Genomic DNA, 22,868 nt, shown 5'->3' on the forward strand with positions numbered 1-22,868 from the left:
TGGCTCACAGGCTCGACGAGATCGGTGACGGAGCTTACGCCGCCTTCTTCTTCGCGCTGATCAGCTTACGATTGATCAGGACTTCCGCGATCTGGATCGCGTTGAGCGCGGCGCCCTTGCGAAGATTGTCCGACACGCACCACAGTACGAGGCCGTTCTCAACCGTCGCATCCTCGCGGATGCGGCTGATGTAGGTGGCGTCCTCGCCGGCCGCTTCATACGGCGTGGCGTAGCCGCCGGGCTCGTGCTTGTCGATGACGAGACAGCCGGGCGACTTGCGCAGGATGTCGCGCGCTTCATCCGCGCTGATCGGATTCTCGAACTCGATGTTGACGGCCTCGGAGTGGCCGACGAACACCGGCACGCGCACGCAGGTGGCGGAGAGCTTGATCTTGGGATCAAGGATCTTCTTGGTCTCCATCATCATCTTCCACTCTTCCTTGGTGTAGCCGTCCTCCATGAAGACGTCGATGTGGGGAATGACATTGAAGGCGATGCGCGTGGGAAACTTCTTACTGACCAGCTCCTGGTTGGTGTAGACGGCCTTGGTCTGCGAGAACAGTTCGTCCATCGCATCCTTGCCGGCACCCGACACCGATTGATAGGTCGAGACCACGACGCGCTTGATCGTCGCCTTGTCGTGCAGCGGCTTCAGCGCGACCACGAGTTGCGCGGTCGAGCAGTTCGGGTTGGCAATGATGTTCTTCGTCTTGAAGCCGGCTGTTGCGTCCGCGTTCACTTCCGGCACGATCAGCGGCACGTCCGGATCCATGCGCCAGGCCGAGGAATTGTCGATCACGACCGTGCCGGCGGCGCCGATCTTCGGCGACCATTCCTTCGACACCTCGCCGCCCGCCGACATCAGGCAGATGTCGACATCGGAGAAATCAAAGTGCTCGAGCGCCTTGCACTTCAGGGTGCGGTCGCCATAGGAGACCTCGACGCCCATGCTGCGCCGTGACGCCAGGGCCACGACCTCGTCCGCGGGGAATTTGCGCTCATCGAGGATGTTGAGCATTTCCCGTCCGACATTGCCGGTCGCGCCGACGACTGCGACTTTGTAACCCATCGTTCACTCTCCGATGAAAAAGCCCGTTCCTGAAGCTGACGCTTAAACAGGAAGAGCAGCGCTTCTATGCGAGAACCGGCCTCAAGACAACGTTGGACCATGCCTGAAGGCCGTGGATGCAGTCGCCCGAGGCCAGCACGGCCGCAACGCCCACCCAGATCCATTTAGCGCTCGCCAATTTCGCCGACGAAGTCGTCGGCACGCTGGCGCGCCTGTTCGCCTATGTGGGGACGCTCGCGCTGTTTGCCATCCTCGCGCTCGCCGGGCTCGGCCAGCTACCAGATCTGCGCGACGATGAATCCGCCGAGAAGCCGGGCTGGGCTGTCGCGGACCGGTCGCATCCGGCCTTTGCCCTCAGTCGGCTCGATTCATCAGAAAAAACAGCCTCTTACACCATCCTCCGACATCCCGAAGGCGGCCGGCGCGACGTGATGCGCTGGACTGGCGAGGCGGACAAGCCCCCGGCCGAACTCGAGATCTACCGGGAAGGCAGCGAATTCGACGTGACGCGCCCGGCGACCGCAGGCCTCGCCATCCAGATGGGCCTGGGTGCGGCGACCGCGCTCGAGCAGGCCGGCCTGATCGACACCAAATTCGGTCCCGTCGCCCTGTTCCGGCCGACCGGCACGGCGGACGGGACGCCGTCCTGCCTCGGCTATCTCAAGCGCAACGAGGAGCCGGCGTTGCAGATCTCCGGCTTCTCCTGCCAGGGCGACACCATGCCGGCCCGCCGCGCAGCGATCGCCTGCACGCTGAACCGGCTGACGCAGCTCGCCTCCGGCAACGAGCCGAAGCTCGCGGAATTGTTCGCCCATGCGGAGCTGAAGCGCCGCGCCTGCGATCCCGCCGGCTCTGGCGACTGGCTGCTGGGCGCCGCCAACGCACAATTGCGCGGGGCGCTTTAAACGGCATCAGGCCAAGTGACTGGTTTGCATGCAACTTTTGCCGGCGCGCACGATTATTCCGGCGTGGTGTGACTGAATTGACCTAGTTGCGGCCACCCCGGCCGGGCTAGTATAGGGCGAAATCGACTGGCGGCTTGCCGCCTGAAGGGGACGTGATGAGCTCGAATTTTTTTGCCGCGACCAAACTGGCGACCTTGCTTGCGGCGGGCGCCGTGGTTGCGATGGCTTTCGCTGCGCCGGCTTCGGCCGATACCAAGACCAAGCAGCAGCAGCGCTATGACGATCGCGGCCGGCCGGTTTACGGCCCGAGCGGTCCCAACGCGGTCTACCAGCAGGGCCGTACCCGTATCTATGTGAGCAAGCGCTCCTGGCTCGACGGCGGCACCGAGGTCAATCCGGGCGATCGCAAGTTCAGCGACTACGCCTTCCCGCCGGCCGTTGGCTATCCGTCCTTCGCCCGCGAGAACAACAACCGCCCGATCGATCGCCAGCCGCTGCCCACGCCGGCCGATCTCGGCGGCTACCCGCAGAATTTCCCGCTGTACTGAGGCGGACGCGATCTACCGAATCAAAAGGCCGGGCTCACGCCCGGCCATTTTTGTTTTTGCGAGCTGCGTCCGCCTTACCCGTTGGCCGCCGGGTCATAACGCCTGCAAAAATCTTCGATCGCCTCGGTGCGGAAATCGGCGAGGCGCTCGAAGATCAGCTCATCCGGCCAGTCCCACCAGGCGATGCGGCGCAGGCTGTCGGCGACGGCATCATCAAAGCGCTTGCGGATGGCGCGTGCGGGAACACCGCCGACGATGGTGTAGGGCGCGACATCGCGGCTGACGACCGCGCCCGCACCGATCACCGCACCGTCGCCGACCGTGACGCCGGGCAGCAGGATGGCGGCGTGGCCGATCCAGACATCATTGCCGACGATGACGCGGTCGCCGCGGCGGTCCGCGAAGAAGTCGCGGTCGCGGCTCGTTGTTGCCTCGTAATATTCGGGAACATAAGTGAAGCGATGCTGCGACGCGCGGCTCATCGGATGGTTCGGCGCGCCGATCCGCACCGAATTTGCGATCGCCGTGAATTTTCCGATCACGGCATCGGCGACGTCGCAATTCTCGCCGAGATAGGAGTAGTCGCCGAGCGAGGCATATTCGATGCGCGTATGGCTGAGGATCTCGCAGCGGCGTCCAATCTGCGCCTCGCGCTGGCGCACCGTTTCATGGATGATGGTTTCCGCGATCTTGGGGCGGGGTGAGGCGTCCATGACGGGGCTCCAAAAGCATGCCGTAGGGTGGGGTTAGCCGAAGGCGTAACCCACCACTGTCCATCTCCGCGGAAACAAAAGAGGTGGTTACGCTGCGCTAACCCACCCTACGATAGCTTTGCTTGTGGCTACGCGTGCAGCTTCTGCAGTTCCTTCAAGATCGCTTCGCCCATCTGCGTGGTCGAGGCGGCCGTGGTGCCTTCCGACTTGATGTCGGCGGTCCGCAGGCCGCTGGCGAGCACGGCGGCAATCGCGGCGTCAACCTTGTCGGCGAGCGCGCCCATGTCGAAGGAATAGCGCAGCGCCATGCCGAACGACGAGATCATCGCGATCGGATTGGCGAGGCCCTGGCCCGCGATGTCAGGCGCCGAACCGTGCACGGGCTCGTACAGCGCCTTGCGCTTCTTGCTCTTGACGTCCACTTCGCCGAGCGAGGCCGAGGGCAGCATGCCGAGCGATCCGGTGAGCATCGCCGCGATGTCGGACAGCATGTCGCCGAACAGATTGTCGGTGACGATGACGTCGAACTGCTTCGGCGCTTTCACCAGCATCATGCCGCCGGAATCGGCGAGCTGATGCTCGAGCGTGACATCGGGATATTCGCGCTTGTGGACCTGGGTCATGACCTCGTTCCAGAGCACGCCCGACTTCATGACGTTTCGCTTCTCCATCGACGTCACCTTGTTCTTGCGCTTCCTGGCAAGCTCGAAGGCGACGCGGCCGATGCGCTCGATCTCATAGGTGTCGTAGACCTGGGTATCGATGGCGCGCTTCTGGCCGTTGCCGAGATCCGTGATGGTCTTGGGCTCGCCGAAATAGACGCCGCCGGTGAGCTCGCGCACGATGACGATGTCGAGACCCTCGACCGCCTCGCGCTTCAGGCTGGAGGCATCGGCCAGCGCCGGATAGCAGACGGCGGGGCGGAGGTTGGCGAACAAAGCGAGATCCTTGCGCAGCCGCAGCAGGCCGGCCTCGGGGCGCACTTCATAGGGCACAGCATCCCATTTCGGCCCGCCGACCGCGCCAAAGATGATGGCGTCGGCGGCAAGCGCCTTGGCCATGTCGCCCTCGGAGATCGACACCTTGTGGGCGTCGTAGGCCGAGCCGCCGACGAGGCCGGTATCGGTCTCGAATTTGGCGATTCCCGCGCTATTGAGCCAATCGATCAGCCGCTTCACCTCGCCCATCACCTCGGGGCCGATACCGTCGCCGGGGAGCAGCAGCAATTTGTGGGTCGCCATGGTCGTTTCCTCTGAGATCGAAATTCGGCCGGAGTGCTAGAGCGGCGTTGCGCGCTTGGCAAGACACCATTGCCGCCGCGCGGCTGTGCAAGGCGGGCAGGGCCTGCCACACTGGAGAGGCCGGAGTACCCCTTGCTCGCCCCTGATAGACCCCCGCCCGACGCGCACCCCGCGCGGCTGATCCTGACCCTGTCGCTGGCTGCGACGGTCGGGCTCGGCATCGGCCGTTTTGCCTATGCGCTGGTGCTGCCGGATATGCGGGAGGACCTCGGCTGGTCCTACTCGGCGGCCGGTTTCATGAACACCATCAACGCCGTCGGCTACCTCGTGGGTGCGCTGGTGGCGTCCCGGCTGATCCAGCGCGTCGGCTGGTCGGCCGCGATCCGCGGCGGAACCGTGGCCTGCGTCGCCGCGCTGGCGGTCTGCGCCTTGACCGGGAATTTTTTCGCGCTGAGCCTGGCGCGGCTGGTGCTCGGTATCGGCGCCGCGGCCGGCTTCGTGGCCGGCGGCGCGCTCGCCGCGACCGTCGCGCAATCGCGCCCGGAGCGGGCCAATTTCCTGCTGAGCCTGTTTTATGCCGGCCCCGGCATCGGCATTCTCTCCTCCGGCCTGATCGCGCCGTTCACGCTGCAGCATTTCGGCCCGGGCTCGTGGTGGATCGTGTGGTGGGCGCTGACGCTGCTCTCGGCTGCGATGACGGTGCCGCTGTTCCTGGTCCGGATCGAGAGCGGCGCGCGTTTTTCGGAAGGCAGCCACGCCTCTTTCCGGATTCTTCCCGTGCTGATCTATCTCGCCGCCTACTTCCTGTTTGGCGCGGGCTACATCGCCTACATGACCTTCATGATCGCCTATGTGCGCGACGGCGGCGGCGGTGCGGCGGCACAGGCCGGATTCTGGGGCTTGATCGGCATGAGTGCATTCGTGACGCCCTGGGTCTGGCGGCGTGTGCTCGCGCTCGACCGCGGCGGTCTCGCCACCGCGATCATCCTCGGCACCAACGCGATCGGCGCCGGCCTGCCGATGCTCGGACATTCAACCGCGTGGCTTGCGACCTCGGCGGTGGTGTTCGGCGTCGCCTTCTTTGCCGTGGTCGGCTCGACCACCGCCTTCGTGCGCTTCAACTATCCGCATGAGGAGTGGCCGACCGCGATCGCAGCGATGACGATCTCGTTCGGCGTCGGGCAGACGCTCGGCCCGATCGTGGTCGGCGCGATCACGGATGCGCTGGCGAGCCTGAGTTACGCGCTGAATGTCTCGGCGGCACTGCTGGCGCTGGGGGCGGTGGCGGCGTTGTGTCAGCGGAAGGTGGGGCCGGCGCCTAGCTCCCACTGAACGAATTATACCCCTGGTCTTCCCAATAGCCGCCCTTGTACTCGTTGGTGACTTCCATCGAGACCACGTATTTCGGGTTCTTGAAGCCGAGCTTTGTCGGCACGCGGATCTTCATCGGAAAACCGTAGGCGCGGGGCAAAATCTCGTTGGCATATTTGAACGTCATCTGCGTCTGCGGATGCAGCGCAGTGCGCATATCGAGCGGCGAGTTGTAGCCGTCCTTGTCGGCGCACTGGAACCAGACGTATTTCGCGCGCGTGTCGGCGCCGACCAGTTTCAGGAAATCGCGAAGCGGCGTGCCGGTCCAGCTGCCGATCGCGCTCCAGCCTTCGACGCAGATGTGGCGGGTGATCTGCGTGAACTGCGGCAACTTGGTGAGCTCGGGCAGCGTCCACGACTTCTTGTTGTCGACGAGGCCGCGCACCTCGAGCTTCCAGGCCTCGCCATCCACCTCCGGCGCGTCGTCGAGATCGTAATAGGCGTTGAACGGGAACGGCTTTGTGATCGCGCTCTCGGGAAAGGTCGGCGCCAGTGCGTCGGGATTGAAGATGAAATCCTGCACCGCGTCGTTGAATTTCGAGATCTTCGCGAGCAACGCATCGGCGGAGGAGGAATCGACCACGTCGCAGCCGGTGAGCAAGGTCAGCGCGCCGAGGCTCGCGCCACCCGCGATGAAGCGGCGGCGGGTGACGTCGGGCATGGTCTTGATGGAATCCTTGATCAAGAGCCGCTTGTCGACGCCGGGGATCAGGAATGAACGCTTGGCCATATCTGCTCTCCCTCTCTAGCGGCCGATGATCATCGCGCGCAGGCTCTTCGGCACCAGCAGCGCGAGCAACACGTGAATGACGAGGAAGGCGCAGATCGCGGCCATGCAGAAGAAGTGCACGTAACGCGCGGTCGGATAATCGCCGAACAGCGTCACCAGCCAGTGCAATTGCACCGGCTTCCACATCGACAGGCCGGACAGCACGATCAGCACGCCGACCACGATGATCCCGGCATAGAGCGTACGCTGCACGTAATTGTAGACGCTGAGGTCGTCATGGCTGAGCTTGAAGGTGAGCGCAGCCCTGACGTCGTGGAGCACGCCCGTCGGCGTGATCGGCAGCAGCTTCTTAGCGAAGCGGCCGGTGGCGAAACCAGCGATGAGATAGGCGAGGCCGTTAACCATCAGCAGCCACATCGCCGCAAAATGCCAGAGCAGTCCGCCGCCGAGCCAGCCGCCCAGCGTGTACTCGCGCGGAAAGCTGAAATTGAACAGCGGCGAAGCGTTGTAGATCTGCCAGCCCGACAGGATCATCAGGATCATGGCAAAAGCATTGGTCCAGTGCATCACCCGGACCCAGACCGGCTGGATCACCTTGGCGGGCTTGGCACTGATATGCTCGTCGGTGACTGTAAGACTCGACATGGTGGTTCCGTCCTGAAGATCGTGTGTCGGCAAGTATACGCCAGTCGGCCCGCCTTCGTTACGCCAGGCCCGCAATTGAATCGCCGGCCATGGTGGTCACAATAAAGCGAGCCGGGTCTCCCCGGCTCGCTGTTTTGCCGCATCCTGTGGGGGATGAAACAGGGTTTCGCGGTGTTACGTCGCCGGCATCAGCACGGTGTCGACCACATGGATCACGCCGTTGGACTGGTTGACGTTGGAAATCGTCACCATCGAGGTGCCGCCCTTGGCATCGACGATCCAGACCTTGCCGTCCTGCTTCTTGACGGTGAGTTCCTCGCCCTCGACGGTCTTGAGCTTCTTGCCGTCGGTGAGGTCGGAGGCCTCGAGCTTGCCGGCCACGACATGGTAGGTGAGGATCTTGGTCAGGGTCGCCTTGTTCTCAGGCTTGACCAGGGTGTCGACGGTGCCGGCCGGCAACTTGCCGAAGGCGGCATTGGTCGGCGCGAACACCGTGAATGGGCCCTTGCCTTCCAGCGTCGGGACGAGACCGGCCGCCTTCACCGCCGCAACCAGCGTGGTGTGGTCCTTCGAGTTGACCGCGTTCTGGACGATGTTCTTCGACGGGAACATCGCGGCGCCGCCGACCATGACGGTCTTTTCCTCGGCGCGGGCGGGCGCGACGACGGTCGCGGTGATGGCCAGCGCGCTGAAGGCTGCAGCGGTGAGATAGGCAATGCGCTTCGACATGGAGAAACTCCCGATGATTGTGGCCGGCAATTCGCCGGCGTTTGCGTTGGGGCAACAACGGCGGCTGCGACAGTTTGACGTGAAGCAGTAACGCGTCGTTGGTCCGAACTACGGGACGGTCTGCGAAGTGGTTTCGGGGAATAATTTATTGTGATGGGTGAAACTATGCGGGGGATGCTTCGTGGGGTGGCGCGAGGATCGTAGCCCGGATGGAGCGAAGCGTAATCCGGGGTCGCTACATGCGGAGGGTCCCGGATTACGTTTCGCTCCATCCGGGCTACTGACGATCCTTAATCCCTGCTCAACGGCGTCTGGATGAACCCGCGATTATGCGTCGGGCTGATCAGGAGCTCGTTGATGCAGACGCGCGGCGGCATCGAGGCGATGAACGCGATGGTGCGGCCGAGATCTTCGGACTGCAGCATCTTCGCCTGTTCTTCATCGCTCGGCACCACCGGGCGGAGTTTCAAAATCGGCGTCGCGACCTCGCCCGGCATCAGGCAACAGGCGCGCAGGCCGTTGACGCATTCGTCCATGTTGAAGGAATGGGTCAGTGCCAGCACCGCATGTTTGGTGGTGGTGTAGGCCGGGCCCGGCATCTTCGAGACGTGGCGGCCGGCCCAGGACGAGACGTTGATGATCGAGCCGTCCTGTTGCTTGCGCATCGTCGGCAGCACCGCGCGCATGCAATAGAGCACGCCGTTGAGATTGACCTGGACCAGTCTGTCCCAGCCCTCCAATTCCATGTCCTTCCAGCTCCGCTTGGGGACATTGATGCCGGCATTGTTCACGAGCAGGTCGATCCGGCCGTGCTTCGCAACGATGTGGTCGGCCGCCTTCTGGGCATCAGTCGCGCTGGACACGTCCAGCGCCAGCGCCTCGGCCGCCCCGCCGGCCTTGGCGATCTTCGCGACCACGGTCTCCAGGGCGTCCTTGCGGCGGCCCGAGACCACCACCGTCCAGCCATCAGCCGCGAGCGCCTCGGCGCCGGCCTCTCCGATCCCGCTACCGCCGCCCGTGACCCAGGCCACGCGTTTCCCGTTTTTTGCCATGCCAACTGTCTCCGTTGCTTCATTGGGGCGGTTTTTGCTAATCCAGCCCTCGGTTTTGACCGGCCTTGTTTGCCTTGCGGTCGAGGAAATCTTGCATGAACCAAGCAGCCAACGCCAATCTGTTTTCCCGCCTGTTCGGCGGCCTCAACGACCCCAAACGCCTCGCCATCGAGACGCAGGACGGCGCCCATATCAGCTATGGCGATCTGATCGCGCGGGCCGGGCAAATGGCGAATGTGCTGGTGGCGCGCGGCGTCAAGCCCGGCGACCGCGTCGCGGTGCAGGTCGAGAAATCGGTGGCGAATATCGTGCTGTATCTCGGCACGGTACGGGCCGGCGCGGTCTATCTGCCGCTCAACACCGCCTATACGCTGAACGAGCTCGACTATTTTATTGGCGATGCCGAGCCGTCGCTGGTGGTCTGCGATCCCTCCAAGGCGGAAGGGCTCGCCCCGATCGCCGCCAAGGTGAAAGCCAAGGTCGAAACGCTCGGGCCTGATGGCAAGGGCTCGCTGACCGAGGCAGCCGAGAAGGCGAGCAGCGAGTTTGCGACCGTCTCGCGCGCGAACGACGATCTGGCCGCGATCCTCTACACATCAGGCACCACCGGCCGCTCCAAGGGCGCGATGCTCACGCACGACAATCTCGCGTCGAACTCGCTCTCACTCGTCGGCTACTGGCGCTTCACCGACAAGGACGTGCTCATCCACGCACTGCCGATCTATCACACGCACGGCCTGTTCGTGGCGACCAACGTGACGCTGTTTTCGCGGGCGTCGATGATCTTCCTGCCGAAGCTGGATCCGGATCTGATCATCAAGCTGATGGCGCGTGCGACGGTGCTGATGGGCGTCCCGACATTCTATACGCGGCTTCTGCAGAACCCCGCGCTGTCGCGCGAGACGACCAGGCATATGCGGCTGTTCATTTCGGGCTCGGCGCCGCTCTTGGCCGAAACCCATCGCGAATGGTCCGCGCGGACCGGACACGCCGTGCTCGAGCGCTACGGCATGACCGAGACCAACATGAACACGTCGAACCCGTATGACGGCGAGCGCCTGCCCGGCGCGGTCGGCTTTCCGCTCCCCGGCGTCTCCGTGCGCGTGACCGAGCCCGAGACCGGCAAGGAATTGCCGCGCGACCAGATCGGCATGATCGAGGTCAAGGGCCCGAACGTGTTCAAAGGCTATTGGCGCATGCCAGAGAAAACCAAGTCCGAATTCCGGCCCGACGGCTTCTTCATCACCGGCGATCTCGGCAAGATCGACGCCAAGGGCTACGTCCACATCCTCGGCCGCGGCAAGGATCTCGTGATCTCCGGCGGCTTCAACGTCTACCCGAAGGAAATCGAGAGCGAGATCGACGCCATGCCGGGCGTGATCGAATCGGCCGTGATCGGCGTGCCGCATGCCGATTTCGGCGAAGGGGTGACCGCGGTGCTGGTCTGCAACAAGGGCGCCGATGTCACCGAAGCCGCGGTGCTGAAGGCGCTCGACGGGCGCCTGGCTAAGTTCAAGATGCCCAAGCGCGTCTTCGTCGTCGACGAGCTGCCGCGGAATACGATGGGCAAGGTGCAGAAGAACGTACTGCGGGATACGTACAAGGATATTTTTGCGAAGAAATGAGGGGCGCAACTGCTCCGAGCTGGGGGACGCATGAAACTCGAGCAGGCTGTCCGGATCAGCCATCATCTCCTTGATGCCTGCGCGGCATTGGATCGGGCCCGAATGGCTATCGCGGACCTTGGCAAGGCCGAGCGTATTGAGCTCGAAGATTGCTTTTATAGCGTCGTTGGCGCTTTGGAGGACGAGTTGCTTCGGCCAATCTACGATCAGTATCCGGATCTAGAGCCGCCAAAGTCCGATCGAGAACCGTATACATTTGTCTGCGAGCTCACGTGGGATGAGGTCCGGCTCCCGCCATCGGTGACTGAGGAGCAACTCGATGAGATCATTTTCTCGACGATGAAGCCGACTTGGCGGAAGACCTCCATGATGGTCTCTCTTGTGATGAAGCGCTGCCAAGAGCTTGGCTTGCCGATCGAAGACAAGATGATTGCGGCGCGATTGAAAGTGCTGTCCGACTCCGATCGGATCGAAGGGATCGGCGATCTCCAATCGTGGCTCCATAGCGAAGTGCGTTTGAAAGACTAGGGTCCGTAGGGTGGGTTAGCCCTGCGACTGCGCGGAGCGCAGTTCGCAGGGCGTAACCCACCTCTTTGGTCTCCGCGGTGACAGAAGTGGTGGGTTACGCTGCGCTAACCCACCCTACGATGCCGGCGCTCACTGCCCGCCCACCAAGCTCATCACAAACCGGCTGCCGACGATAAACAGATAGCAGCCGAACGCGACTTCCAACGTGCGCTTGGACATCGCATGCGCCGCCCTCACACCGAGCGGCGCCGTCACGAGGCTCATCGGCATCACCAGCACGGCGCCGATCAGCGAGACGTAGCCGAGCGCGAAGGGGACCTGCAGGGCGGCAACGCTTGGATAGGTCGCGGCCGCCGGCCAGCCGGCATAGATGTAGCCGAGCGCGCCGGGGATCGAGATCAGCACCGCGAGCGCCGACGAGGTCGCGACCGCCTGATGAATCGGCCGGCCATAGAAGGTCATCAGCAGATTCGAGAACAGGCCGCCGCCGATGCCCATCAGCGTCGAGAGGATGCCGACACAGAAGCCGTAGACGCGCATCAACGGGCCCTTCGGCAGATCGTCACCGAGCTTCCAGGTCTCGCGCGCGAAGATCAGCCGCACGGCGGCCGACCAGGCGACACAGACGAAGACGATCTTGAACAGCCGCTCCGGCGCGTAGCGCGCGACCACGCTACCGGTGACGACGCCGATCAGGATCGGAATCCACCAGACGCGCAGGACGCCCAAGTCGACCGCGCCGCGTTTGTAGTGCGCCTGGAACGAACGGATCGAGGTCGGGATGATCACCGCGAGCGACGTGCCGACACAAAGCGGCATGCGCACCTCGAGCGGCACGCCGGCGATGCGGAAGCATTCGTAAAACACCGGCACGAGAATCGCGCCGCCGCCGATGCCGAACACGCCGGCGAGAAATCCGGAGAGCGCGCCGACTGCGATCAGCAGCAGCGCGAGCTCGACGAGCTCCTTGATATCAAGACCTGCAATCACCCGGACCTGCCCCGCAACTTCTCCGATTCGCCCCAGCGGAATGAGCTGCGCGAGAAGCTGTAGGCGATCCGATTTGTGTGGTCGACACGCCGTGGCTTCCGGCTGGGGTGGAATGCAAGTTGCGCATAACCGCCGCCTGACGGAAAATCGATGCGCAAGGCGGAAATTGGAAAGGGCGCATCACCCATCCGCATCGTCTTGAGCGTCATGAACTGACTGGTTCGAACCCTGGCAGCCGACCGGCGGCTTAGAGCCGTTCCAATAGTGATTTCAATGCGCCTCGGCGGTCACCGCAAAAGATGAATTAATATTCTATCCTTGGCCGGTGCACCATCGCCCTGGTATACCAAGCCCCTGATTGGCTTGTTGCATCAACGCCGTAGGGCTGAACTCCGGTTCGATTTATGGCGATTTGGTGATTGCGCAGGCCAAATCGACTCCGTAAATAGAGCCGACCTTTCGCGATCCCCGCGTGCCCTCTGCCGGGCCGCCATAAACATCAAAAGCCCATGACCGCACGGATCGAACGACCGCTTTCCCCACACATGCAAATCTACCGCTGGACGTTGACGATGGCGCTGTCCATCGTCCATCGCGCCACCGGTATCGCCCTGTACGTCGGAACCCTGCTGCTGGTCTGGTGGCTGGTTGCGGCGGCATCGGGGCCTGCCGCCTACGCCAATGTGCAGGCCTTCACCGGCAGCATCATCGGGCGGTTGATCGTGTTCGGCTACACCTGGGCGCTGATGCACCATATGCTGAGCGGCATCCGGCACTTCGTGTGGGACCTCGGCTACGGCTTCAAGGCCAATGAGCGTGAAGCGCTGACCTGGGGCGCAGCGATCGGCGGCATCGTGCTGACGGTGCTGATCTGGATCATCGCCTATATGATCGGAGGTGGACGATGAGCACAGCCGATACGCCGAAGCGCAGCATGCGCACCCCGCTCGGCCGCGTCCGTAATCTGGGCGCTGCGCATTCCGGCACATCCGACTTCTGGCGCCAGCGCCTGACGGCCGTCGCGATGGTTCTGCTGATGATCCCGGTCCTCGTGATCATCATGATGCTGCTCGGCCGCAACCAGGCCGGCGCCAAGCAGATCCTCGGCTCGCTGCCGGTCGCCATCATCATGCTCCTCTTCATCATCGCCAGCGCCTGGCACATGAAGATCGGCATGCAGGTCGTGATCGAGGACTACGTCCACAACGAGAAGCTGAAGCTCGTCTCGATCATGGCCAACAACTTCTTCTCGATCGCGGTCGCGCTCGCCTCGATCTATGCGATTCTCCAACTGTCATCCGGAGTGTAACCCATGGCCACCGGAACCAATGGCAAGGCCAACGGCGCTCCCGCCACCAACGGCAAGGCCTATCCGATCGAAGACCACACCTATGACGTCGTCGTGGTCGGCGCCGGCGGCGCGGGCCTGCGCGCCGTGGTCGGCTGCAGCGAGGCGGGCCTGAAGACGGCCTGCATCACCAAAGTGTTTCCGACCCGCTCGCACACGGTTGCGGCACAGGGCGGCATCTCGGCCTCGCTCGGCAACATGCACAAGGACGACTGGCGCTGGCACATGTACGACACCGTGAAGGGGTCGGACTGGCTCGGCGACCAGGACGCGATCGAATACATGGTGCGCAACGCGCCCGACGCGGTCTACGAGCTCGAGCATTGGGGCGTGCCGTTCTCGCGCACCGAGGACGGCAAGATCTACCAGCGTCCGTTCGGCGGCATGACCCTGGACTACGGCAAGGGCCAGGCACAGCGCACCTGCGCCGCCGCCGACCGCACCGGCCACGCCATGCTGCACACGATGTACGGCCAGTCGCTGCGCCACGCGGCCGAGTTCTTCATCGAGTTCTTCGCCATCGACCTGATCATGGATGACCAGGGCACCTGCCGCGGCGTCATCGCGCTCAAGCTCGACGACGGCACGCTGCATCGTTTCCGCGCCCAGACCGTGATCCTCGCGACCGGCGGTTACGGCCGCGCCTATGCGTCCTGCACCTCGGCGCACACTTGCACCGGTGACGGCGGCGGCATGGTGCTGCGCGCCGGCCTGCCGATGCAGGACATGGAGTTCGTGCAATTCCACCCGACCGGCATCTACGGTTCGGGCTGCCTCGTCACCGAAGGCGCGCGCGGCGAAGGCGGCTACCTCGTCAACTCCGAAGGCGAGCGCTTCATGGAGCGCTACGCGCCGTCGGCGAAGGACCTGGCGTCGCGCGACGTCGTCTCGCGCGCGATGACCATCGAGATCCGCGAGGGGCGCGGCGTCGGCAAGAAGAAGGATCACATCTTCCTGCATCTCGACCATCTCGATCCCGCGGTGCTCGCCGAGCGCCTGCCGGGCATCTCCGAATCCGCGAAGATCTTCGCCAATGTCGACGTCACGCGCGAGCCGATCCCGATCGTGCCGACCGTGCACTACAACATGGGCGGCATCCCGACGAACTATCACGGCGAAGTGCTGACCAAGAAGGACGGCGACGACAACGCCATCATCCCCGGCCTGATGGCGATCGGCGAAGCCGCTTGCGTCTCGGTGCACGGCGCCAACCGCCTCGGCTCGAACTCGCTGATTGACCTCGTCGTGTTCGGCCGCGCCGCGGCGCTCCGTCTTGCCGAGAAGCTGACGCCGAACGCCAAGCAGCCCGAGCTGCCGGCGAACTCGTCCGATCTCGCGCTCGGCCGCCTCGACCATTACCGCTACGCCTCCGGCGGCACGCCGACCGCGAAGCTGCGTGAAGGCATGCAGCACGTGATGCAGAATAATTGCGCCGTGTTCCGCACCGGCGACATTCTGAGCGAAGGCCAAAACCTGATCGAGAAGGTCCACAGCGGCATCACCGACATCGCGGTGTCCGACCGCTCGCTGGTGTGGAATTCGGATCTCGTCGAGACGCTCGAATTCGACAATCTGATCTCGCAGGCGGTGGTGACGATGGACTCCGCCGCCAACCGCACCGAGAGCCGCGGCGCGCATGCCCGCGAGGACTTCTCCGCGCGCGACGACAAGAACTGGATGAAGCACACGCTGGCCTGGCTCGACGACAACGGCAAGGTCAAGATCGAGTACCGCCCGGTTCACGACTACACCATGACCAACGACGTACAGTACATCCCGCCCAAAGCGCGCGTTTACTGAGCGAACAGCGAAAGCTTTATCGAAATGGTTGAATTCGCACTTCCGAAGAACTCCAAGATCACCGGCGGCAAGACCTGGCCGAAGCCCGCGGGCGCGACCGACGTTCGCGAATTCCGCGTCTATCGCTGGAATCCGGACGACGGCAAGAATCCGAGCGTCGACACCTATTACGTCGACACCCATGATTGCGGTCCGATGGTGCTGGACGGCCTGATCTGGATCAAGAACCACATCGATCCGTCGCTGACCTTCCGCCGCTCCTGCCGCGAAGGCGTGTGCGGCTCCTGCGCCATGAACATCGACGGCCAGAACACGCTGGCCTGCACCCGCTCGATGCACGACGTGAAGGACGGCGCGGTGAAGATCAATCCTCTGCCGCATCAGCCGGTGGTGAAGGATCTCGTTCCTGACCTCACCAATTTCTACGCGCAGTACGCCTCCGTCGAGCCGTGGCTGAAGACGACCTCGCCGACGCCGCAGAAGGAATGGCGCCAGAGCCACGAGGATCGCGAGAAGCTCGACGGCCTCTACGAGTGCATCCTGTGCGCCTGCTGCTCGACCTCGTGCCCGAGCTATTGGTGGAACAGCGACCGCTATCTCGGTCCCGCCGCGCTGCTCCAGGCCAACCGCTGGGTGTCCGATTCGCGCGACGAGGCCACCGGCGAGCGGCTCGACAATCTCGAAGACCCATTCCGGCTCTACCGCTGCCACACCATCATGAACTGCGCCAAGGCCTGCCCGAAGGGCCTGAACCCGGCCGAGGCCATCGCCGAGCTCAAGCTCAAGATGGTCGAGCGCCAGATCTAGGCGTCTTCATGCTGCGATCCCGGGCCGAATGCCCGGGATGTTCTGCCGCTGGGGTGATTTTGGGTAAATTCCACCCCAACTCGCGCCGCGGGCGAATCGACGCACCACAACCTCCGGTTCCCGCTACAAGTCGCTTCCTTCAAAGCGTCAGATTCTAGTAAGCTTCCGGTCTGGGGACCGGAGCGACCGTGCAGGGCGCACAACGCAACTCGCTAATACTCTTGCAGTGGATGATGGCCGCATCCCTGGCATTGCCGATTGCGCTGTTCGCCATCGCCTCCACCATCTCCTACAACTCGACCCTCGACATCGCCGATCGTGAGATCGAACGCACGCTCGATGTCGCGCACGAGCACGCGCTCAAGGTGTTCGAAACTATCGATCGCAGCCTCGCCGAGCTCAGCGAGGTCGTGCGCGATCTTCCCGACGACGTCATCCGGTCGCGGGAACCAGTGCTGCACCGGCGCCTGAGGCAGCTGACCGACGCGCTGCCGCAGCTCAAATCGGCCTGGATCTTCGACGCGAACGGAAAATCGCTGGTCAACAGTCTGGCGTCACCGCCGCCGGATCAGAGCTTTGCCGACCGCGACTATTTCTATGCCCATGTCGACCAGAGCATCGGCACCTTCATCGGCGCCTCGCTGACGCCGCGGCAGCCCTACCAGGGCGCGCGCTTCTTCGGCGTCAGCCGCCGCCGCTCGACCGACGACGGCAGCTTCATCGGTGTGATCCAGGCGTCCGTGCTGCCGGAATATTTCGAGAGCTTTTACGCCAGGATCGGCACCGATCCCGGCAGCTTCTTTGCGATGGGACGCGCCGACGGCGTGCTGCTGGCGCATTTCCCGCGGCTCGATCGCGAGTTCCGGCTCGATCCGAGCGGTCCGGTCGGCCGGAGCATCGCAGCCCGCCCCGATCATGGGCTGATGACCATCGCCTGGCCCTCGGACGGGATCGAGCGGCGCATCGGTTACCGGCGCGTCGCCGAGTATCCGATCTATGTCAGCGCCGGCCTCGAGACGTCGGCGATCCGCGCGCGCTGGCTCGCCACCATGAGCCAACATCTGGTGTTCGGTGTGCCCGCCACCGCGCTGCTGTTCATCCTGCTGGCCTTCGCCTTCCGGCGCACCCAGCATCTCCAGCTTGAAGCCGCAAGGCGGCGCGAAGCCGAGGAGGCGCTCAAGCATAGCCAGCGGCTGGAGGCGCTAGGCCAGCTCACCGGCGGCGTCGCGCACGATTTCAACAACCTCCTGACCGTGATCCGCGCGTCCGTCGATCTCCTGAACCGCCCGCAAATCAGCGAGGAGCGGCGGCAGCGCTACATCACGGCGATCGCCGAGGCGGTCGCACGCGCAGCCAAGCTGACCTCGCAGCTTCTGGCTTTTGCGCGACGCCAGACCTTGAAGCCCGAAGTGTTCGACATTGGCGATCGCATGCAATCGCTGCGCGACATGCTCGCCACGCTGCTCGGATCGGCCATCGAGATCGTCACGCAGCTGCCGACCGAGCCCTGCCTCGTCAATGCCGACGCCGGCCAATTCGAGACGGCCATCATCAACATGGCGACCAATGCGCGCGACGCCATGCAGGGCAAGGGCCGGATCGTCTTCACGGTGCACGCGGCGACGAATGTTCCGGACACGCTGGCGCATCTCTCCGGAAGCCAGACCCTGAAAAATCTTGGATTCGTCTGCGTCACCGTCAGCGATAGCGGCATCGGCATTCCCGCCGCACAATTGGGACGCATCTTCGAACCGTTCTTCACCACCAAGCAGGTCGGCCAGGGCACCGGCCTCGGCCTGTCGCAGGTGTTCGGCTTCGCCCGGCAATCCGGTGGCGAGGTGACCGTCGTGAGCGAGGTCGGCCAGGGCAGCACCTTCTCGCTCTATCTGCCGCGCGTGCCGGCGGCCCTCCTGCCGCGAAGCCAGGCGCCGACCACCGCACCGGCTATCGCCGGCAGCGGCATGTCGGTGCTGGTCGTCGAGGACAATATCGAGCTTGGCAATTTCGCCGCCGACGGCCTGACCGAGCTCGGCTACAGCATCACGCTGGTCGACAACGCCACCGACGCGCTCACTGAGCTCCTCGGCGACCCCGATCGCTTCGATGTCGTATTCTCCGACGTCGTCATGCCCGGGATGACCGGGCTCGATCTCGCGCAGGCGATCCGCGATCGCTGCATCGGCGTGCCGATCGTGCTGACCACGGGCTACAGCCACGCTTTGTCCCAGGACGGCGTTGCCGGCTTCGAGCTCGTGCAGAAGCCCTATTCGATCGAGGAGCTGTCGCGGATCCTGCACCAAGCGGCGCGGCCGAAACGGGTGCGCGACGGCGCCGCCGAGTGATTGCGCGAGCGGAACTCAAGGGAACCGTCTGATTTCTCTCGCGTTATCCGGCCATGCAAAAGCCAGCCGCAAAGCGCGAACAGGGCAGGAAGCCGCCCATCGTCGACATCAAGGGCGAGGATGGCGACGAGATCGCACCGCCGCCGCCCGAAGTGGTCGAGCCCGACCCTGAACTCTCGCCCGAAGAGGCCGAGCAGGCGCGCAAGGATTATCTCCTCACTCGCTTCTGGATCAGCGCGCGCGGCTTCTGGGCGCGCAAGGGCGATCGCCTCGCCTGGCCGTTCTCGATCGGCCTCGGCGTGCTGATCGTCCTGACCGTCGGCTTCCAATACGGCATCAATGTCTGGAATCGCGCGATCTTCGACGCCATCGAGAAGCGGGATGCGTCCACCGTCTTCCACCTCACCGCGGTGTTCTTTCCGCTCGCGATCGGCAGCATCGTGCTCGGCGTCGCGCAGGTATTTGCGCGCATGGGCATTCAGCGGCGCTGGCGCGCCTGGCTCACCAACAGCGTGCTGACGCGGTGGCTCGCCAACGGGCGCTACTACCAGCTCAATCTCGTCGGGGGCGACCACGAGAATCCGGAATACCGGATCGCCGAGGATCTGCGCGTTGCGACGGACTCGCCGGTCGACTTCCTCGCCGGCGTGACCTCCGCCCTGCTGTCGGCCGCGACCTTCATCGTCGTGCTCTGGACTATCGGCGGTGCGCTCACCGTCACGATCAGTGGATCGAGCATCACCATTCCCGGCTTCCTCGTCATCGCCGCGATGCTCTATGCGGGCATCGCCTCGGGCTCGATCCTGGCGATCGGCCGCCAGTTCGTGCAGGTCTCCGAGGACAAGAACCAGGCGGAGGCCGATTTCCGCTACACGCTGACGCGCGTGCGCGAGAATGGCGAGAGCATCGCGCTGCTCGGCGGCGAGGAAGAAGAACGCGGCGGCATCGACCGCAATTTGACCCGCGTGCTGCGGCAATGGGCGCGGCTCGCGGGCCAGCACATGCGCACGACGCTGGTGTCGCAGGGCTCGAGCCTCGTTGCACCCGTGGTGCCGCTTCTGCTCTGCTCGCCAAAATTCCTGGATGGCAGCATGAGCCTCGGACAGGTGATGCAGGCGGCCTCCGCCTTCACCATCGTGCAGAGCGCGTTCGGCTGGCTGGTCGACAATTATCCGCGGCTTGCGGACTGGAACGCCTGCGCCCGCCGCATCGCCTCGCTGATGATGTCGCTCGACGGCCTCGAGCGCGCCGAGCAGGGCGATGGTTTTGGCCGCATCAAGCGCGGCGAGACCAGCAACGAGACCATGCTGGAGCTGAACGACCTCTCCGTCACGCTCGACGACGGCACCGCCGTGGTCGGCGAGACCGAGGTGGCGATCGAGCCCGGCGAGCGGCTTCTGGTCGCCGGCGAATCCGGCACCGGCAAGAGCACGCTGGTGCGCGCCATCGCCGGCCTTTGGCCATGGGGTGGCGGCAGCGTCAATTTCCATCCAGACCGGCGGCTGTTCATGCTGCCGCAGCGACCTTACGTGCCGTCAGGCAGCTTGCGCCGCGCGGTCGCCTATCCCGGCGCCGAGGACGACTGGACCGTCGAGGAGATCGGCGAGGCCCTGCACAAGGTCGGCCTCGACCATCTCAAGGAGAAGATCGAGGAAGAGGCGCCGTGGGACCAGACGCTGTCCGGCGGCGAGAAGCAGCGCCTCGCCTTTGCGCGGCTGCTGCTGCACAACCCCGATATCGTTGTGCTCGACGAGGCGACCTCCGCGCTCGACGAGAAGAGCCAGGACAAGATGATGAAGATGGTCATCGACGAGCTGCCGAAGGCAACCATCGTCAGCGTCGCGCATCGCGTCGAGCTGGAGGCCTTTCACAGCCGCAAGATCGTGCTGGAGCGCCGCAAGGGCGGCGCCAAACTCGTCAGCGACATCGACCTGATCCCGCGCAAGGGCAAACGAAAGCTGCTCGGGCGATTCCTGCGGCAGCGCAAGCCGGCTGCGAAAAAGGCGGCGTGAGGCTCGTAGCCCGGATGGAGCGAAGCGAAATCCGGGACGGTCCATCAGAACGGCAAGAACCCCGGATTACGCTGCGCTCCATCCGGGCTACTAATCTCTCGTGAAGATTGGAGTCCCCGGCAAAACCGGCTATGCATGCGCCGCCTGCAACGAGGATCGCCTGCTTGACGCCCGACAATGCCCTTTCGACCGCGCCGTTCGGCGCGTTTGCGCCGAACGCAGCGCAGGCCGCGATTATCAGCCTCGCGCAAGGATCGGGGCTGAAGCGTGGCGCGTTCCGGCCATGGATGTCGCGGCTGGTCAATCTGCTGCGCGGCGGCCCGATCGACGTGCAGTACCAAGGCGCCTCGTTCCGCTTCTATCACCAGGGCAGCGCAACCGAACGCGGCGCGCTGTTCAACCCCGACTACAATCTCGACGAGCTCGACTTCCTGCGCCAGCACACGCAGGCCGGCGGCACCTTCGTCGACGTCGGCGCCAATGTCGGCACTTTTGCGCTGGTGATGGCGCGACAAGTCGGGCCATCAGGCAAAGTGGTGGCGATCGAGCCGCATCCACTGACCTTTGGGCGGCTCTCGTTCAACCATGCCGCATCGAACGCGATGCCGGTGCGCCTGGTGCAGGCCGCCGCAGGCGACAGCGACGGCGAGCTGATGATCGAAGGCGGCGGCGGCAATCTCGGCGCCACGCACGTCGTGACAGGCGCTGCCAGCCGTGATGCTATCAAGGTGCCGTCGCTGAGGCTCACGCGCATTCTGGAAGAGGCCGGCGTCGGCCAGGTCGATTCGCTCAAGATCGACGTCGAGGGTTTTGAGGACCGCGTGCTGATCGGCTTCTTCCGCGACGCGCCGCCGGCGCTGTGGCCGCGCGCGGTCGTGATCGAGCATCTGTCACAAAACGAATGGCAGCAAGATTGTATCGCCGACATGGTCACGCGCGGCTTTACGATCGCGCGCAAGACACGAAGCAATACGTTCCTGTCACGCTGACGACGAACCACGGAGGTTGCGATGATCGATCACCTGGGCCTCTCCGTCTCCGACTATGAGGCCGCGAAAGCGTTCTACAGCAAGGCACTGGCGCCGCTCGACTACAGCCTGATCATGGAAGTGACGGAGGAGCAGACCGGTCACGCCGCGGCAGCAGGCTTCGGCTCCGGCGGCAAGCCGGATTTCTGGATCGGCGGCGAGGGCGCGATGAACAAGCCGGTGCATGTCGCGATCCTCGCGAAAGACCGCGCGACGGTCGACGCGTTCTACAAGGCTGCGATGGCCGCCGGTGGCCGCGACAACGGGCCGCCCGGCCTGCGCCCGCATTATCACGCTAACTATTATGGCGCCTTCGTGCTGGACCCCGACGGCCACAACATCGAGGCGGTCTGTCACGTACCGGAATAGCGCGGCGACTAAGGAACATCGGCACGGCATCATCGTTGTCGTTCTCCCGACAACTGATCTTTGTGATGCCGATGCCGATTGAACCGCCCGAGATACCGCCATCGACACCCGGCACGCCCACCGAGCCACCACCCGGAATTCCGCCGGGCAATCCGCAACCTGAAATCACGCCGCCTGTACGCGAGCCCGGCGAATCACCGCGGCCCGATGAATTGCCGGGCCGCATGCCTGAGGAGATTCCATCGCGCGGACCGAACGGTCCGCTCACGCCGAATCCCGCGACGGATGCCAATTCGTCGCAGCGCCAGATGTGAGACGAGCGATCACATGTGAGGCGATTGCAAGCTGCGCCTGAATGCGCAATGAACGTAGTTTGTGTGACATGATTTGCATGCAGAAATAAATCGCGACGCAATGTCTTCGCCCGCCACAATGCGGCCTAACGCGTATCCGTTCATTCCAGCACTTCGTCAAACCAAGACTCAAACCAAGACTTCGTCAAAGAACCTTCCGGGGAAGTTGAACCACATGACCAACCTTCGTTTCGTGCTGCTTGCCACAACGGCTCTGACCGCGATGCAATTTGCAAGCTCCGCATCGCATGCGCAAAGCGCGCCGCCGCTCGTGATCGCGCAGGCCCAGCCAGAATTGGGCCCTGACGGAAAACCGAAGCAGCCTCCGAAGGAAGCGCCGAAGGGTCCGCCGCCTGCCGCGCGCCCGGCAGCGCCGCCTCCGCCAGCCGCGCCGCCGCCTGCTCCGCCCAAGGCACCGGCCGCACCGCCGCCGGCGGCTGCCCCGCCGCATCCGCCCGCCGCACCTCCGCCGGCTGCAGCGCCGCCACGTCCGACGCCGCCGCCTCCCCCGGCCGCGCCGCCCCCGACTCATCAGGCTCCTCCGCCGCCCCCGCCGCCGCCGGCTGCACCCAAGGCGCCGACGCCGCCTCCGGCCGCGGCTCCGCAGCAGCATGCACCGACACCGCCGCCGCCTCCGGCGGCAGCCCCGCAGCAGCACGCACC

Annotated in this window: 22 protein-coding genes and 1 pseudogene; 15 read left to right on the top strand and 8 right to left on the bottom strand. The window is 64.4% G+C overall.

Features of this window, described 5'->3' with window-relative positions:
* Nucleotides 1–34: 34 nt before the first annotated feature.
* Nucleotides 35–1,069, bottom strand: a complete 1,035-nt coding sequence (locus FXB40_RS25645; protein ID WP_148774935.1) for an aspartate-semialdehyde dehydrogenase — start codon at nucleotides 1,067–1,069, stop codon at nucleotides 35–37.
* 116 nt (nucleotides 1,070–1,185) lie between these two features.
* Here FXB40_RS25645 and FXB40_RS25650 point away from each other — a divergent pair, with 116 nt between their 5' ends.
* Both FXB40_RS25650 and FXB40_RS25655 read left to right on the top strand, forming a co-directional pair.
* Nucleotides 1,186–1,974, top strand: coding sequence for a hypothetical protein (locus FXB40_RS25650; protein ID WP_148774936.1), 789 nt, complete (start codon nucleotides 1,186–1,188; stop codon nucleotides 1,972–1,974).
* 155 nt (nucleotides 1,975–2,129) lie between these two features.
* Nucleotides 2,130–2,522, top strand: coding sequence for a hypothetical protein (locus FXB40_RS25655; protein WP_148774937.1), 393 nt, complete (start codon nucleotides 2,130–2,132; stop codon nucleotides 2,520–2,522).
* 74 nt (nucleotides 2,523–2,596) lie between these two features.
* On the opposite strand, the gene FXB40_RS25660 is transcribed toward FXB40_RS25655, so the two are convergent.
* Together FXB40_RS25660 and leuB are read right to left on the bottom strand one after the other, a co-directional pair.
* A complete protein-coding gene (locus tag FXB40_RS25660) occupies nucleotides 2,597–3,235 on the bottom strand; it encodes a DapH/DapD/GlmU-related protein (protein ID WP_148774938.1) in 639 nt (212 codons plus the stop codon).
* Nucleotides 3,236–3,363: 128 nt separating this feature from the next.
* Nucleotides 3,364–4,476, bottom strand: a complete 1,113-nt coding sequence (gene leuB, locus FXB40_RS25665; RefSeq protein WP_148774939.1) for a 3-isopropylmalate dehydrogenase — start codon at nucleotides 4,474–4,476, stop codon at nucleotides 3,364–3,366.
* A 132-nt stretch (nucleotides 4,477–4,608) separates the two neighbouring features.
* Here leuB and FXB40_RS25670 point away from each other — a divergent pair, with 132 nt between their 5' ends.
* The gene (locus tag FXB40_RS25670; RefSeq protein ID WP_148774940.1) at nucleotides 4,609–5,808 is read left to right on the top strand and encodes a YbfB/YjiJ family MFS transporter; all 1,200 of its coding nucleotides are present in this window, start codon (nucleotides 4,609–4,611) and stop codon (nucleotides 5,806–5,808) included.
* On the opposite strand, the gene FXB40_RS25675 is transcribed toward FXB40_RS25670, so the two are convergent.
* The 4 genes from FXB40_RS25675 to FXB40_RS25690 form a co-directional block, all read right to left on the bottom strand.
* Complete coding sequence (locus FXB40_RS25675) at nucleotides 5,795–6,577, bottom strand: molybdopterin-binding protein (RefSeq protein ID WP_148774941.1); 783 nt, start codon at nucleotides 6,575–6,577, stop codon at nucleotides 5,795–5,797. The genes FXB40_RS25670 and FXB40_RS25675 overlap by 14 nt on opposite strands.
* Before the next feature lie 15 nt (nucleotides 6,578–6,592).
* Nucleotides 6,593–7,222, bottom strand: a complete 630-nt coding sequence (locus FXB40_RS25680) for a cytochrome b/b6 domain-containing protein (RefSeq protein WP_148774942.1) — start codon at nucleotides 7,220–7,222, stop codon at nucleotides 6,593–6,595.
* A 174-nt stretch (nucleotides 7,223–7,396) separates the two neighbouring features.
* The gene (locus FXB40_RS25685; protein WP_045004457.1) at nucleotides 7,397–7,951 is read right to left on the bottom strand and encodes a fasciclin domain-containing protein; all 555 of its coding nucleotides are present in this window, start codon (nucleotides 7,949–7,951) and stop codon (nucleotides 7,397–7,399) included.
* A 290-nt stretch (nucleotides 7,952–8,241) separates the two neighbouring features.
* Complete coding sequence (locus FXB40_RS25690) at nucleotides 8,242–9,003, bottom strand: SDR family oxidoreductase (protein WP_148774943.1); 762 nt, start codon at nucleotides 9,001–9,003, stop codon at nucleotides 8,242–8,244.
* A gap of 95 nt (nucleotides 9,004–9,098) precedes the next feature.
* On the opposite strand from FXB40_RS25690, the gene FXB40_RS25695 reads away from it, so the two are divergent.
* Nucleotides 9,099–10,628: a malonate--CoA ligase gene (locus FXB40_RS25695; RefSeq protein WP_148774944.1), complete on the top strand. Its 1,530-nt coding sequence runs from the start codon at nucleotides 9,099–9,101 to the stop codon at nucleotides 10,626–10,628.
* Nucleotides 10,629–10,658: 30 nt separating this feature from the next.
* Nucleotides 10,659–11,156, top strand: coding sequence for a DUF3658 domain-containing protein (locus FXB40_RS25700; RefSeq protein ID WP_148774945.1), 498 nt, complete (start codon nucleotides 10,659–10,661; stop codon nucleotides 11,154–11,156).
* A 129-nt stretch (nucleotides 11,157–11,285) separates the two neighbouring features.
* On the opposite strand, the gene FXB40_RS25705 is transcribed toward FXB40_RS25700, so the two are convergent.
* Nucleotides 11,286–12,146: a sulfite exporter TauE/SafE family protein gene (locus tag FXB40_RS25705; protein WP_148774946.1), complete on the bottom strand. Its 861-nt coding sequence runs from the start codon at nucleotides 12,144–12,146 to the stop codon at nucleotides 11,286–11,288.
* Between the two features lie 509 nt (nucleotides 12,147–12,655).
* On the opposite strand from FXB40_RS25705, the gene sdhC reads away from it, so the two are divergent.
* The 10 genes and pseudogenes from sdhC to FXB40_RS48740 all read left to right on the top strand — a co-directional run.
* Entirely contained in the window at nucleotides 12,656–13,054 is a 399-nt protein-coding gene (gene sdhC / locus FXB40_RS25710; RefSeq protein ID WP_148774947.1) for a succinate dehydrogenase, cytochrome b556 subunit, read from the top strand.
* A complete protein-coding gene (gene sdhD / locus FXB40_RS25715; RefSeq protein ID WP_148774948.1) occupies nucleotides 13,051–13,455 on the top strand; it encodes a succinate dehydrogenase, hydrophobic membrane anchor protein in 405 nt (134 codons plus the stop codon). Before sdhC ends, sdhD begins: the two co-directional genes overlap by 4 nt.
* A gap of 3 nt (nucleotides 13,456–13,458) precedes the next feature.
* Nucleotides 13,459–15,294, top strand: coding sequence for a succinate dehydrogenase flavoprotein subunit (sdhA, locus tag FXB40_RS25720; RefSeq protein ID WP_148774949.1), 1,836 nt, complete (start codon nucleotides 13,459–13,461; stop codon nucleotides 15,292–15,294).
* Between the two features lie 24 nt (nucleotides 15,295–15,318).
* The gene (locus FXB40_RS25725; RefSeq protein ID WP_148774950.1) at nucleotides 15,319–16,101 is read left to right on the top strand and encodes a succinate dehydrogenase iron-sulfur subunit; all 783 of its coding nucleotides are present in this window, start codon (nucleotides 15,319–15,321) and stop codon (nucleotides 16,099–16,101) included.
* Between the two features lie 188 nt (nucleotides 16,102–16,289).
* Nucleotides 16,290–18,443, top strand: a complete 2,154-nt coding sequence (locus FXB40_RS25730) for a hybrid sensor histidine kinase/response regulator (protein WP_148774951.1) — start codon at nucleotides 16,290–16,292, stop codon at nucleotides 18,441–18,443.
* A 53-nt stretch (nucleotides 18,444–18,496) separates the two neighbouring features.
* Entirely contained in the window at nucleotides 18,497–20,455 is a 1,959-nt protein-coding gene (locus FXB40_RS25735) for an ABC transporter ATP-binding protein/permease (RefSeq protein ID WP_148774952.1), read from the top strand.
* Nucleotides 20,456–20,619: 164 nt separating this feature from the next.
* A complete protein-coding gene (locus tag FXB40_RS25740; RefSeq protein ID WP_187437136.1) occupies nucleotides 20,620–21,444 on the top strand; it encodes an FkbM family methyltransferase in 825 nt (274 codons plus the stop codon).
* Between the two features lie 21 nt (nucleotides 21,445–21,465).
* Entirely contained in the window at nucleotides 21,466–21,852 is a 387-nt protein-coding gene (locus FXB40_RS25745; protein ID WP_148774954.1) for a VOC family protein, read from the top strand.
* 71 nt (nucleotides 21,853–21,923) lie between these two features.
* Complete coding sequence (locus FXB40_RS25750) at nucleotides 21,924–22,166, top strand: hypothetical protein (protein WP_187437137.1); 243 nt, start codon at nucleotides 21,924–21,926, stop codon at nucleotides 22,164–22,166.
* Between the two features lie 214 nt (nucleotides 22,167–22,380).
* A pseudogene (locus tag FXB40_RS48740) lies at nucleotides 22,381–22,868 on the top strand (OmpA family protein); the annotation flags it as partial.

It is taken from the genome of Bradyrhizobium rifense (assembly GCF_008123425.1).
Lineage (GTDB): Bacteria > Pseudomonadota > Alphaproteobacteria > Rhizobiales > Xanthobacteraceae > Bradyrhizobium > Bradyrhizobium rifense.

Coding starts and splice junctions, on each gene's coding strand:
- FXB40_RS25645 (WP_148774935.1), bottom strand. CDS start 1,069: ATGGGTTACAAAGTCGCAGTCGTCGGCGCGACCGGCAATGTCGGACGG.
- FXB40_RS25650 (WP_148774936.1), top strand. CDS start 1,186: ATGCAGTCGCCCGAGGCCAGCACGGCCGCAACGCCCACCCAGATCCAT.
- FXB40_RS25655 (WP_148774937.1), top strand. CDS start 2,130: ATGAGCTCGAATTTTTTTGCCGCGACCAAACTGGCGACCTTGCTTGCG.
- FXB40_RS25660 (WP_148774938.1), bottom strand. CDS start 3,235: ATGGACGCCTCACCCCGCCCCAAGATCGCGGAAACCATCATCCATGAA.
- leuB (WP_148774939.1), bottom strand. CDS start 4,476: ATGGCGACCCACAAATTGCTGCTGCTCCCCGGCGACGGTATCGGCCCC.
- FXB40_RS25675 (WP_148774941.1), bottom strand. CDS start 6,577: ATGGCCAAGCGTTCATTCCTGATCCCCGGCGTCGACAAGCGGCTCTTG.
- FXB40_RS25680 (WP_148774942.1), bottom strand. CDS start 7,222: ATGTCGAGTCTTACAGTCACCGACGAGCATATCAGTGCCAAGCCCGCC.
- FXB40_RS25685 (WP_045004457.1), bottom strand. CDS start 7,951: ATGTCGAAGCGCATTGCCTATCTCACCGCTGCAGCCTTCAGCGCGCTG.
- FXB40_RS25690 (WP_148774943.1), bottom strand. CDS start 9,003: ATGGCAAAAAACGGGAAACGCGTGGCCTGGGTCACGGGCGGCGGTAGC.
- FXB40_RS25695 (WP_148774944.1), top strand. CDS start 9,099: ATGAACCAAGCAGCCAACGCCAATCTGTTTTCCCGCCTGTTCGGCGGC.
- FXB40_RS25700 (WP_148774945.1), top strand. CDS start 10,659: ATGAAACTCGAGCAGGCTGTCCGGATCAGCCATCATCTCCTTGATGCC.
- sdhC (WP_148774947.1), top strand. CDS start 12,656: ATGACCGCACGGATCGAACGACCGCTTTCCCCACACATGCAAATCTAC.
- sdhD (WP_148774948.1), top strand. CDS start 13,051: ATGAGCACAGCCGATACGCCGAAGCGCAGCATGCGCACCCCGCTCGGC.
- sdhA (WP_148774949.1), top strand. CDS start 13,459: ATGGCCACCGGAACCAATGGCAAGGCCAACGGCGCTCCCGCCACCAAC.
- FXB40_RS25725 (WP_148774950.1), top strand. CDS start 15,319: ATGGTTGAATTCGCACTTCCGAAGAACTCCAAGATCACCGGCGGCAAG.
- FXB40_RS25735 (WP_148774952.1), top strand. CDS start 18,497: ATGCAAAAGCCAGCCGCAAAGCGCGAACAGGGCAGGAAGCCGCCCATC.
- FXB40_RS25745 (WP_148774954.1), top strand. CDS start 21,466: ATGATCGATCACCTGGGCCTCTCCGTCTCCGACTATGAGGCCGCGAAA.
- FXB40_RS25750 (WP_187437137.1), top strand. CDS start 21,924: ATGCCGATTGAACCGCCCGAGATACCGCCATCGACACCCGGCACGCCC.